Annotated in this window: 12 protein-coding genes; 1 reads left to right on the top strand and 11 read right to left on the bottom strand. The window is 34.0% G+C overall.

Annotated elements, in window-relative coordinates; all coding sequences use genetic code 11:
- Window positions 1–153: 153 nt before the first annotated feature.
- The 10 genes from ACVQ8P_RS03330 to rpsO all read right to left on the bottom strand — a co-directional run bounded on the left by ACVQ8P_RS03330 (window position 154) and on the right by rpsO (window position 11,336).
- Window positions 154–606 (bottom strand): hypothetical protein, encoded by a 453-nt coding sequence (locus ACVQ8P_RS03330; protein ID WP_462297476.1) that lies wholly within the window; start codon window positions 604–606, stop codon window positions 154–156.
- Window positions 607–640: 34 nt separating this feature from the next.
- Window positions 641–1,708, bottom strand: a complete 1,068-nt coding sequence (locus ACVQ8P_RS03325) for a DUF916 and DUF3324 domain-containing protein (protein WP_462297475.1) — start codon at window positions 1,706–1,708, stop codon at window positions 641–643.
- Between the two features lie 144 nt (window positions 1,709–1,852).
- Entirely contained in the window at window positions 1,853–3,118 is a 1,266-nt protein-coding gene (clpX, locus tag ACVQ8P_RS03320; protein WP_462297474.1) for an ATP-dependent Clp protease ATP-binding subunit ClpX, read from the bottom strand.
- A 173-nt stretch (window positions 3,119–3,291) separates the two neighbouring features.
- Window positions 3,292–4,590: a trigger factor gene (gene tig / locus ACVQ8P_RS03315; RefSeq protein ID WP_462297473.1), complete on the bottom strand. Its 1,299-nt coding sequence runs from the start codon at window positions 4,588–4,590 to the stop codon at window positions 3,292–3,294.
- Window positions 4,591–4,741: 151 nt separating this feature from the next.
- Window positions 4,742–5,929, bottom strand: coding sequence for an elongation factor Tu (gene tuf, locus ACVQ8P_RS03310; RefSeq protein ID WP_462297472.1), 1,188 nt, complete (start codon window positions 5,927–5,929; stop codon window positions 4,742–4,744).
- Between the two features lie 315 nt (window positions 5,930–6,244).
- A complete protein-coding gene (locus ACVQ8P_RS03305) occupies window positions 6,245–7,165 on the bottom strand; it encodes a hypothetical protein (protein ID WP_462297471.1) in 921 nt (306 codons plus the stop codon).
- Between the two features lie 60 nt (window positions 7,166–7,225).
- Window positions 7,226–8,953, bottom strand: a complete 1,728-nt coding sequence (locus ACVQ8P_RS03300; protein WP_462297470.1) for a ribonuclease J — start codon at window positions 8,951–8,953, stop codon at window positions 7,226–7,228.
- Window positions 8,954–8,973: 20 nt separating this feature from the next.
- Window positions 8,974–9,846 carry a 4-hydroxy-tetrahydrodipicolinate synthase gene (dapA, locus tag ACVQ8P_RS03295; protein WP_462297485.1) on the bottom strand — a complete coding sequence of 291 codons (873 nt, stop codon included), beginning with the start codon at window positions 9,844–9,846 and terminating at the stop codon, window positions 8,974–8,976.
- A 21-nt stretch (window positions 9,847–9,867) separates the two neighbouring features.
- The gene (locus ACVQ8P_RS03290; protein WP_462297469.1) at window positions 9,868–10,920 is read right to left on the bottom strand and encodes an aspartate-semialdehyde dehydrogenase; all 1,053 of its coding nucleotides are present in this window, start codon (window positions 10,918–10,920) and stop codon (window positions 9,868–9,870) included.
- 146 nt (window positions 10,921–11,066) lie between these two features.
- The gene (gene rpsO, locus ACVQ8P_RS03285; protein WP_462297468.1) at window positions 11,067–11,336 is read right to left on the bottom strand and encodes a 30S ribosomal protein S15; all 270 of its coding nucleotides are present in this window, start codon (window positions 11,334–11,336) and stop codon (window positions 11,067–11,069) included.
- Between the two features lie 281 nt (window positions 11,337–11,617).
- On the opposite strand from rpsO, the gene rpsT reads away from it, so the two are divergent.
- Complete coding sequence (gene rpsT / locus ACVQ8P_RS03280; RefSeq protein WP_462297467.1) at window positions 11,618–11,872, top strand: 30S ribosomal protein S20; 255 nt, start codon at window positions 11,618–11,620, stop codon at window positions 11,870–11,872.
- A gap of 51 nt (window positions 11,873–11,923) precedes the next feature.
- Here the strand turns inward: rpsT and holA are convergent, their stop codons facing one another.
- Window positions 11,924–12,949, bottom strand: a complete 1,026-nt coding sequence (holA, locus tag ACVQ8P_RS03275; RefSeq protein ID WP_462297466.1) for a DNA polymerase III subunit delta — start codon at window positions 12,947–12,949, stop codon at window positions 11,924–11,926.
- Window position 12,950: the final 1 nt, after the last annotated feature.

The raw sequence follows: 12,950 nt of genomic DNA, 5'->3' as shown, positions 1-12,950 counted from the left end.
TTAAAAATTTTAGCCAGTATCGTTTACGTATTTTGAGTACAATTAAATTTTAAGCAAAAAAAGAAACCTGTTATCAAATAACAGATTTCTCAATGACAATTTCACCAACAACAGTTGACGAAGAGCCCCAAAATATCCGAAGTTGTAAAGCTTTTATTTTGTTGCTGCCATTTGAATAATCCAGACCATTTGCATTTCAGCATGTGCGACTACATCAGTAGTTAAAATCTGAACTAACGTATTGGGCCAATAAAATAAATATTCCCCGCTACTATCTTTTGCGTTTGTCGATAAATTAATCGAATCCCCAGAAATTAAATTACCGTAAGTCTCTGGTATATTCTTTAGTCCCGCTTGTAATTCTGGACAAAATAAATCAACATGTACAATATCATTTGACTTAGCTTTTAGTCTACCTCTTAACTGCCAAGATGGCGTTAACCCATCTGTAGCAACAATTTGTAAATAAGGCGATTTCATATTATTACTATCAGAATAAATATGGTACCCTGACTCACCTTCCTCAACATGTGAGTTAACCGTAGTGGGTAGTGTACTATACCCATACAAAATGTCCGCAGACACCATCTTAGCCGTCACAAACATGTTGAAAAATAAAATAAATAATAATATTAGAAATCTACTTATCAGCTTTTTTCTTATCAACGTATCTTTTAATAAGGAAGAAGATTAAGATGACTAAGATTGCAAGACCAAGACCTAAAGCAACATACCATAATGGATTTGTTGGTTTTTTAGGATCAGCAATGGCCTTTTTATTATACTTGCTAGCATCGTCATTTGTAATAGTAAAGTTCTTATCGAATCTCCAAGTATGCTTACCACTTGTTGCTACAGCTTTTAATGTATAATCTCCAGCTTCTAATTGACCTTTATCATAAAGCATTGGAAAATTAAAATGTGAATTTGGTGCCATTGATAGGTTCTTTAATGTTGTCTTCTTCAAAACTTTTGAAGAACCTTTTTTCGTAATTTCAGATTTGATTGTTAACTTAGGAATAATAACGGCTGTATCATTTTGGAATACAGGAAATACCCCTTTACGATAATTTCTCATACCAGCTTTAACTGATAGTAAGTTCATATTTGGTTCAACCGTTTTCTTTTCTAAAATTTTAATTCCGATTGCATATGAATAAGCATTTGAAATTGAAATTCCTTTTGCCTTGCTACTCGTCTTAGCTGAATTATCAACTTTTTCAAAGTACCAACTACCTAAAAGAACACCATTAAAGCTGTTTTTAGGCATTGTAATTGTTGCCTTAACAACTTTACTCCCCTTAGCAGGAACAGTCACTACACTACCTGAATCTAGCTTAGTAAGTGATGCTAAAGGATATTTCATTGATTTATCAATATTTTTCTTAGCTAATTTTTTAGTATATTCAAGTTGACCATTATCATTCGTAGAAGCTGTGTAAACAGCGTTACGAATTTTTAATGCCTTATTTGAAGAATTAAAAATCTTAACTGAAATTGTTTCCTTTTCTTTAGCATCCAATTGCATATCAAAGTAAGATTGTTTCAAGCTTGCTTTAACTTGCTTGTCAGATTGAATACTTTGAACACTATATCCAATATTATTTGCAGGAGCCTTAGCTTCAACAGATTTGTTGAATAATCCAAGTCCACCCAATAATGCCCCAGAGAATCCAAATAAAATTGCCTTTTTTAATATTTTGTTCATGACGTCCACCCTTTATTATTTATTAAAATTATTAACCTAAAATTCATTATACTACACTTAACGTTCACAGCTATATCTTTTTTTGAGGGTGTACTCACTTTTTTTGAACATCCAAATAAATATACCTTCACTTAATTTCCAGATTTAAGATGCTGCCTTCTCGTTACCTTTAATTATTACAGGCCCCTGTGTTTGATCAACCGTTGCCTTAGTAATAATGACGCGAGTAATGTCTTCATGACTTGGAATATCAAACATCACATCACGCATTGTTTCTTCAATGATTGAACGTAATCCACGTGCACCGGTGTCTCGTTTAATAGCAAGTTCAGCAACTCGTGATAATGCCTCAGGTTCAAACTCAAGCGTTACACCATCTAACTCGACAAGTTTCGTATATTGTTTAACCAAAGCATTTTTAGGTTCTGTTAAAATTCGAACCAAATCTTCTTCTTTTAATTCCTCTAAAGCAGTCATAATTGGTAAACGACCAACAAACTCAGGGATTAGGCCAAATTTCAATAAATCTTCTGGAATAATTTGTTGCATAATACTATTGTCTTCATCAACCGTTTCAGCAGAGCTAACTTCAGCACCGAACCCAATTGTTTTATCGCCTAAACGATTTTTTACCATTGTTTCAATTCCAGCAAATGCACCACCAACAATAAATAAAATATTTTTAGTATCTATTTGAATTAATTCTTGTTGTGGATGTTTACGGCCACCTTGAGGCGGAACACTTGCAATTGTACCTTCAAGAATTTTCAAAAGAGCTTGTTGAACACCCTCACCTGAAACATCTCGCGTAATTGAAACATTTTCACTTTTCTTAGCAATCTTATCAATTTCATCAATATAAATAATTCCTTTTTCAGCTTTTGCAACATCGTAATCTGCACTTTGCAATAATTTCAAAAGAATATTTTCAACATCTTCACCAACGTATCCAGCTTCAGTTAAAGTTGTCGCATCTGCAATTGCAAATGGGACATTTAAGATTTTAGCTAAACTTTGAGCCAAATATGTTTTACCTGATCCTGTAGGACCAACTAAACAAATATTACTTTTTTGTAACTCTGTTTCATCATCACTATTTTCTTCAACATCAAGCATATGATTAACTCGTTTGTAATGATTATAAACAGCTACTGACAATGTTTTTTTAGATTGTTCTTGTCCAATCACATAGTTGTTAAGTTTATTCATGATAGCTTGTGGTTTTAAAACAAGTAATGGTTCAGAATCCATTTGTTCTCTAAATTCTTCATCAATGATTTCTTTACATAAATCCACACATTCGTTACAAATATATACGCCTGGTCCAGCGACAATTTTCATAACTTGATCTTGTGACTTACCGCAAAAGGAGCAATTTACGGGTCCGCCTTCTTCAGTATTTTCGAACATTTTACCACCTCATATTTTTCAATTTCTTTTATTTTAATATATACATTCTATCAAATTTAGCGATATTTCGCGAACATTTGCTTTTAGATGTATTTAACAAAAAAGATTGAAGCCAAAAACTCGCTTCAATCTCATTCTTTTAAATCAACTAATCAGGACAATCGATTAAGTGATTATTTTTTCATTTTTGCTTCTTCAACTGCTGAATCAGCTAATTCATCAACAACTTTTTTGATAGCAATATCATGTTTAACCATATCGTCTGAAAGAGCAGAACGAACTGCATCTTCTTCCATCCCATATTGTTCTGCTAAGTTTGAAATTTCAGCTGAAACTTCTTCGTCTGAAGGTTCAACTTTTTCAGCAGCAACGATAGCTTCTAACACAAGGTTTGTTTTAACGCGACGTTCTGCGCCTTCTTCAAATTGTTTGTGTAAGTCATCTTCAGATGTTCCTGTCAATTGGAAGTACATCTTTGTATCAATTCCTTGTTGTTGCATGTTTGCAAGGTATTGATCCATTTGACGATGAACATCTTCTTCAATCATTGAGTTAGGAATTTCATCTACTTTAGCATTATCAACTGCTAATTCGATTGCAGCATCTTGAATGGCTTCTTTTGCTGTAGCTTCTTTTGCTTCTTTAATTTGATCTTTTGTTTTTGCTTGTAATTCTTCAAGTGTGCTAACTTCTTCATCAATATCTTTAGCAAATTCATCATCCATTTCTGGAAGTTCTTTGCCTTTGACTTCATGAACTTTAACAGCAAATATGGCTTCTTTACCGCGTAAGTCTTCTGCTTGGTAATCTTCAGGGAATGTAACAGTTACGTCAACATCTTCTCCTGCTTTATGCCCAACTAATTGGTCTTCAAATCCAGGAATAAATGAGTTTGAACCTAATTCAAGAGTATAATTTTCTGATTTACCACCATCAAATGCAACACCATCAACTTTACCTTCAAAGTCAATAATAACCGTATCGCCAGAAACAGCTGCTTCGTCTTCTTTAAGCACAAGTTCTGCTTGTTGTTGACGTTTTGCTTCTAAGTTATCTTCAACGTCTTTTTTTGTTACTCGACGTGATTGTTTAGGTACAGTCAAGCCTTTGTAGTCACCTAATTCAACTTCTGGTTGAAGTGTCACTTTAGCTTTAAGTACCCATGTAGAATCTTTTTCTAAGCTGTCAATGTTAATATCAGGTTGATCAACTGGTGATACTTTAACTTCTTCAAGTGCCTTTTCGTATGCTTCAGGCAATAAGATATTTAAAGCATCTTCGTATAATGATTCTTCACCATACATTCTGTTAAATACTTGACGTGACACTTTTCCTTTACGGAATCCAGGAACAGTTAAATCTTTCTTAACTTTCAAGAAAGCTTTTTCTAATCCTTCTTTAATTTTATCAGTTTCAATTTCGAATGTGATTTCTCCATTGTTTTTACCTGTTTTTTCAAATTTTGCTGACATTGTTTTCCCTCCGATAGAACAAAAATTTTATATTCGTACTATTTATATACTTGTCTATTTTACCGTATCATTACTAGATTGTAAATGATTATAAAAAAAAATTCAGAAAGCAAAAGCTTTCCGAATTTCTTATTTTTAATTTAATTAAAAATTAATCGTCAATTTCTGAAACGACTCCGGCACCAACAGTACGGCCACCTTCACGAACAGTAAATTTAAGACCTTTTTCAATAGCAACTGGGGCGATTAATGAAACTGTAAATGTAACGTTATCACCAGGCATAACCATTTCTACGCCTTCTGGCAATTCAATAACACCAGTAACATCAGTTGTATGGAAGAAGAATTGAGGACGGTAGTTTGAGAAGAATGGAGTATGACGTCCACCTTCTTCCTTAGAAAGGATATAAACTTCGCCTTTGAATAATTTATGAGTTTTGATTGAACCAGGTTGGGCAAGAACTTGTCCACGTTCAATTTGTTCGCGATCGATACCACGGAGTAAAGCACCAACGTTATCGCCGGCTTCACCTTCGTCAAGTGTCTTACGGAACATTTCGATACCTGTAACTGTTGTTTTAAGAACATCATCATGTAAACCAACAATTTCAATATCGTCTCCGACTTTAACTGTACCACGGTCAATACGACCTGAAGCAACAGTACCACGACCAGTAATTGTAAATACATCTTCAACTGGCATCAAGAATGGTTGGTCTGTAGGACGAACTGGTGTTGGAATGTATGAATCAACAGTATCCATTAACAATTCAACTTGTTTTACAGCTTCTGGATCGCCTTCAAGGGCTTTAAGAGCTGAACCACGGATAACAGGAATATCATCGCCTGGGAAATCATATTCGCTTAATAATTCACGAACTTCCATTTCTACAAGGTCTAATAATTCTTCATCATCAACCAAATCAGTTTTGTTCAAGAACACGATAAGGTAATCAACACCAACTTGGCGAGCAAGTAAGATATGTTCACGTGTTTGAGGCATAGGGCCATCAGTTGCAGCAACAACTAAGATAGCACCATCCATTTGTGCAGCACCAGTGATCATGTTTTTAACGTAATCAGCATGTCCTGGAGCATCGATATGTGCGTAATGACGTGCAGCTGTTTCGTATTCAACATGGGCAGTATTGATAGTAATACCACGTTCACGTTCTTCAGGAGCGGCATCGATTGAAGCGAAATCTGCTGCTTCACCGAAACCTTTGTCTGATAATACTTTACTGATTGCAGCTGTTAAAGTTGTCTTTCCGTGATCGACATGTCCGATAGTACCAATATTAACATGGGGTTTTGTTCGTTCGTAATGTTCTTTTGCCATGAATAAGAGCCTCCTAATGTTTTTGTAAGAATAAAACAGTTTTAGAAAATCTAACCCTGATGATTCTTTGTTTTTATTATACTACTTCCCCATTAAATAACAAAATACAATGTTATTTAATTAAAGAAGAATCCTTAAAATATTATATAGACTGTTTAGAGTTTTGTAAATACCTATTTAAAGAATACTGAAACTTTTTATCTCGTCTTAAAATAACCTGGTTAAATCTACACTCATACAACTAATCTAAGCAGAATTTTTGGATTCTTTATTAGAATATCATAGATTATTAAAAACGGCTAGCCTTACCTATTATTAATTCATTATTTCAGTTAATTCCTTTGAAAGGAGTTGATTCAATTCAATCATATTTTTTAAATCATTAGTCCCTTTAAAAGTAGATGCAATGCCTAGTTCGCTCTTTACTAGCTCAATCCACTCTTCTTCGACACCCGCAAATTTATCTGCGAAAGGATACATCATCCCTAATTTTAAATTTAACATATGATTCAATGATTTATTTAATTGGACGTCAATAGAGCCATCTTCATTTTTAGTTAACTGATTAATTTTCCGAAGAACAGGTTCATTTTCATTTGCGATCAAATTTTTCATTTCAATTTTTTTCTGCATCCCATCAATCCACAAATAATCTATTGCACCAAAATTACTAGGGATACTTTGAACTTCTTGTAACAAACTTGATTTGATAATTGGATGCACGTCTTTATCCATAAATATATTTTGACAAGCAGTTAAAAATTCTTTTTTAGGTAATTCTAATCCACTCTGCACAATTTGCTGCTGCCCAAAGAAATCAACGGCTCCTAAATGTGAGAATTGTCGCTCATTTTGTCGCAGTTGCTTATCAAACTTTTCACGATAATCATTTTCAGCACTTTCAACGATTGGCATTGCAAAAGATTGTGACTTAACTAATTGCCAAGCTCGAATAAATTTATTATTTTTCAATAAAACAGTTAAATAAACAGCAAATTGATTCCCTCGTTTTAAATAATCACTGTAAAATTCATCAGCAATCGTTAGTGCCTCCTCAAATTGAGCATCTAAAATTAACGCATTCACTAACAATTTATTTGTTTTAAAACTCCGATGACCCGCATAATTTTTTGTAAAAAGTTGTGTAGCTAACTGGTAATCTTTATCTTCTATCGCTTTTTTTGCCAACTGATAATTTTGTTTTTCTTGGTCGGGAAACGGAATGATTTCTGCCATAATATCCTCTATTTATTTCTAAAAAAAGAGATAACAACATTTTGTGTTATCCCTTTTTGATTATTTTTCACTACTTTTTGCATCACTTGTTTTAACTTCTTTAGGTTGAGCTGGTTTTCTGTGATATTGATTAATTTCCATGATTACAGGCAAAATAACTGGACGTCTTTTTGTCTGTTCATATAGAAAATGACTCATTTTTTCACGAACATCTTGTTTCAAGTGTCCCCAGTCAAATTCTTTATTATTTAAATTATCTTGTACTGTCTCTGAAACAATCTCAGCACTTTTTTCAATTAAATCAAGGCTTGTTTTTGTATAAACAAAACCTCTCGATGTAATTTTAGGTTTATTGATAATTTTTTTCTTTTTGCGGTCAATTGTCACAACTGCAATAAAAATACCATCTTCAGAAAGAATTTTACGATCTCTCAAGACAATGTTACCAATATCGCCAACACCAATCCCATCAATCATGGTATTACCTGCTTCAACTTGTGATCCTAAATTCATTTTACCATCTGAGTAACTTAAAACGTCACCTTTACCAGTAATGAAAATATGATCATATGGCATCCCTAAAACATGTGCCAAATCAGCATGTGCTGCAAGTAAACGGTATTCACCTTGAATAGGTACCAAATATTTTGGTTGCATTAAATTAATCATTAATTGTAAATCATTTTGCCCAGCATGTCCTGATGAATTTAACTCATCAGAAATAGCTTTTACATCAGCTCCAGCACGATAGATAAGGTCTTTTGTCTTGGCAACATTCGTTTCCATTGCTTTTGACGTTGTTGTCGTAATAAAGACAAGATCTCCTTCATGAATGTTAATAGCTGAATGTTGGTTCAAAGCCATTCGTTGTAATGATTTTAGGGGTTCGCCCATCTTACCTGTTTCCAATATAATGAGTTGGTCATCATCATATTTACTGATATCGCTCATCGGAACAATCACGTTCTCATCAGGTAAAATCAATTTGTTCAAATTCATAGCCGTTTTAACGATTTTTTCGACATCATGGCCAGTTAAAATGACTTTACGATGACTTTCATTAGCGGCATTTAAAATTTGTTGTACGCGTAATATATTCGATGCAACGCAGGCGACGATAATCCGTCCTTTTTGATATTCAAAAGTTTCATTGATATATTCGTCTATTGCACTTTCATTAACTGTTGGAAATGGATTTTCAGCATTAGCTGAGTCACTCAACAATGCCAAAACCCCATTTTTACCAATTTCGGCTAAACGGCCAAAATCTGTTTGATAAGCTGGTACTGCAGCTTGATCAAACTTAAAGTCCCCAGTGTACACAATTTGTCCTTCATCAGTACCCAAAACAATTCCCAATGATTCAGGAATTGAATGCGTTGTTTTAAAAAACGAAATCGTTGTTTTACCAAAATCAATTTCAGTTTGATCATCAACCACATGGAAGTCGTTAAACTTACTTGCTTTAGGGTCACTTTCAATATTAAGTTTTGCTAGAGCAATCGTTAGCTCTGATCCAAAAACAGGCACATCAAATTCACTCACGAAATAGGCCAAGGCACCAATTGCATCCGCATGTCCATGTGTTAAGAAAACACCAACAATGCGATCTTTATTTTCTCTTAAATAACTAAAATCAGGAATCACAATATCAATACCCAATAAGCCATTTTCTGGATACATTAACCCAGAATCAAAAATAAATAAATCTTCGTCCACTTCAACAACGTACATATTTTTACCATTTTCTCGAACGCCACCAAGTGGAATTATTTTAACTTTACTCATTACTTCACCTCTTACGTATTTTATATTTTTAATGTTTCTATTAGTTGCTTTGTTTCATTTTCAGTTAATGCTTGGATTGGTAATCGACACCCGCCGACTAAAATACCTTGATTATTTAAAGCAGCTTTGGCTGGACCAGGCGATGGAAAAGCAAAAAGGGCAGCCATTTTTGGCGTCAACTCTCTTTGGATATTCCCCGCAAGTTTAATGTTCCCGTCTAATACCGCTTGATACATGTTTGTCATTTCAGTACCAAAAATATGACTTGCAACGGAGATAACCCCATTTGCCCCAATCACTTTGGCGCTTAGACTGTCAGTATCTTCACCCGTATAAACAAGAAACTCATCTGGCGTTTGGTCAACAATATTACTCAAGTTTTCACTACCAGTACAGTCTTTAATACCAATGATATGCGGATTGGCAGACAATTTCACAATAGTCTCAACCGTCATAGTAACACCGGTACGACCTGGAATATTATAAATAAAGATAGGTAACTTCGTTTCATTTGCAATTGCTTCAAAATGCGCAATCATCCCTTTTTGATTAGGCTTATTATAATATGGCACGACAACTAAAGCTGCATCAACACCAGAAATACTAGCGACTTCATTTGTAAAATCAATTGTTTCCATCGTATTATTTGATCCAGTCCCTGCCATGATAGGCACTCTACCGTTAACAAAAACAACCGTTTTTTTAATTAAATTAAGCTTTTCAGCATCCTTTAATGTTGGTGACTCACCAGTAGTCCCATTTACCAAGATACCTTTTGAACCCGTCAAAATTAAATGTTCAATTAATTTTTCTAAGCGCTCTTCGTCCACTTGGTTCTGATCATTGAATGGCGTTACCATTGCAGTCATAATATCTACATTTTCAAACATCAGATTAACTCACTCCTTTCGTTATTATTTTGGAACTCTTAATAAATTTAATTCATGTAATTTTTCAGCAATTTGAACTGAATTCCAAGCAGCACCTTTTAATAAGTTATCGGAAACAACCCATAATTGGAATGCATTATCTTGTTCCAAATCTGCTCTAACTCGGCCAACAAATGTTTCTTTTTTACCCGTAGCGTTGATTGCTTGTGGGTATATTTGATGTTCTGGATCATCTTGTAAGACAACACCAGGCGCATCTGAAAGAACATTTTGAAGTTGCTTAACAGATGCATCATGACTCTCAATTTCAAACCAAACAGACTCTGAATGACTGACAACAACTGGTACACGGACACAAGTTGCCGTTACTTGAATAGCTTGGTCAGACATAATCTTCTTTGTTTCATGAATCATTTTCCATTCTTCATGTGTGTAGCCGTCAGTCTCTTCAAAAACATCAATTTGAGGTAGCGGATTAAAAGCAATTGGATAATGCTTTTTATCGCCAGAAGCCGGTAAAATATTGGCTTCCATTTCTTCACCATTGAGGTAAGCTTGCGCTTCATCTTTTAATTCTTGGATAGCTAAGTTTCCAGCCCCACTAACAGCTTGCATCGTTGTAACAACAACTTTTTTCAAGCCATAAGCTTTACGGATTGGCTCTAGCGCAACCACCATTTGAATTGTTGAACAATTAGGATTAGCAATTAAACCTTTATGTTCATAAAGGGCTTGCTCATTAACTTCAGGAACTACCAATGGTACATCTGGATCCATTCTAAATGCACTCGTATTATCTACAACAACTGCACCACGTTTAATGGCCTCGGGGGCAAATTTTTTCGATACGCCACCACCAGCAGAAAATAAAGCCAAATCAACGTTCTCAAAAGAATCAGGTGTTGTTTCTTCTACGATAACAGCCTGATCTTTAAATTTTAATACTTTTCCTGCAGAACGTTTAGATGCCAAATATTTGATGCTAATGATGGGTAAACTCGTTTCCTCAAGCATTTGAATCATCCTTGTTCCAACGGCGCCTGTAGCGCCGACTACTGCAACTCTATATCCGTCCATTGAAAAAAACCTTCTTTTTCTTTATTTGAATCTTAATTATACCATAAAATTTATGAACGTTTTACATTTAGCTCACTTCTACTAGACTTATCTTAATTTTTAAAATAAAAAAAGCAAAACTCCTATTAAGAGTTTTGCTTTTAGTTTTAACGACGAAGACCTAAGCGTTGGATCAATTCACGGTAACGTTGAATATCTTTGTTACGTAAATATGCTAAAAGGTTACGACGATGTCCGATTTTCTTCATCAAACCACGTTGTGAAGCGAAATCTTTCTTATGAACGCCAATATGTGCATTCAATTCGACGATATCTGCAGTAAGTACAGCGATTTGTACTTCAGCAGAACCTGTATCGCCTTCTTGACGAGCATATTCTTTCATAATTTCTGTTTTCTTTTCGTTTGTAATTGCCATTAGTGTTTCCCACCTTTCTGAATCTAAATGCCTAAAACCGAGTAAGTCGTCGGTGAGACGTCAACAAACTCAGTTAAAGGTTAATTGGAACAAACCTAACTTTACTAAAATTTATAGCATAATGCAAGCTTTTTGTTACTTTCAATCGTTACCGATTACTATCAAGTAAAAATCCTTTACAAGTTTTCATTGCATTAACTAATTTGGTTAGGTATAATAATGGTTGTTGAAATATTTGTTGAGAACCAATAAGGTGATCATGATAAGTGGAGGTGACTTAAATGCCAATTATTCAATCTGCAATTAAACGTGTAAAAACGAATGAAAAAGCAAACGTTAAAAATGCTGCTCAATTAAGCACAATGCGTACTGCTGTAAAGAAATTTGAACAAGCTAAGACTGCTGGTGTCGATAACGTAGATGCTTTATACAAAGCTGCTATTACTGCAATCGACAAAGCACATTCTAAAGGTTTGATCAAAGAAAACAAAGCTGCTCGTGATAAGTCTCGTATGGCTGCTCGTTACGCTAAATAAGTTTTCAAAAAAGTCCTAGTAGATGAATAGTCTACTAGGACTTTTTTTGTCTTATGCATTAACTCGATTAATTTGAAGCATAAATAATGAAAATAACCCCTCTTGATCCTGTTGCGTCGTTTTCATTGTTTTTTCTAAGTTAACTAACGCTAAATAAATTTTTCGTAAATCATTTCGCTTAAATTTTTTTACTTTTTGAAGTGCCAGTTTAATCCGATAAGGATGTACTTTTAAAACACTAGCTAAATCCCCTTGCGAATAGCCTTTATCTTGTAATACTTTTACTTGCAATAATAATCTAAATTGTCCGAGTAATATCGCATTTATTTTAATAGGTGCTTCATTCTGCAAAATTAAATCATGATATAACGTTACCGACTTTTCAATATTATTTGCAATAACAACATCTACTAAATCAAATATATTTTGTTCTAAAGTTTTTGAAATTAAACTTTCAACAGATGACAACGTAATTCGATGTGTCTCAAAATTATACAAAAATAATTTGGGTAACTCATTCATAATCGTTGATAATTTTGCATTTGTTCTTTCTAAAAATAAATCTAACGCATCTTTATCTATTTCAAACGACTTATTTGCCATTTCTTGAACAATAAATTGACGCGTCGCATGCTCATTCAAAGGTTGATTGTCAATCATTAAACTAGACTTTTTAAGGACTTTATTAATTTTTTTACGCCCATCTAATTCTTTATAGGGTGCCAATATAACCAAAATACTGGTTGGCTCTGGATGAGCTAAATAATCCAAAAATCCATTAATATCATGTTCAATTTTACTTTTTTTAGTATCTGATGTGAGAAAAATAGGATTTTGAATAAAAATAAGGCGCTTATCACCAAAAAAAGGAACAGACATTGCATCATCTAATGCTTTAGCCAAAGGAACTTCTTCCATATCATATTTACCCAAATTCATCGTTCTCTCTTCTTCAGGTATCAAATCAGTAAATGCTTTTTTTACATCTTCCATCAAATAAGTTTCATTTCCCAATACGAGGTTTACCGGTTTCACATTTTCAAGGGATAATGATGAAATAATTGTTTGTGAATTCATA

This window comes from Dellaglioa sp. BT-FLS60, from assembly GCF_054941065.1.
The sequence above is the reverse complement of the archived record's forward strand: the minus strand, read 5'-3'. Positions and strand labels throughout refer to the sequence as shown.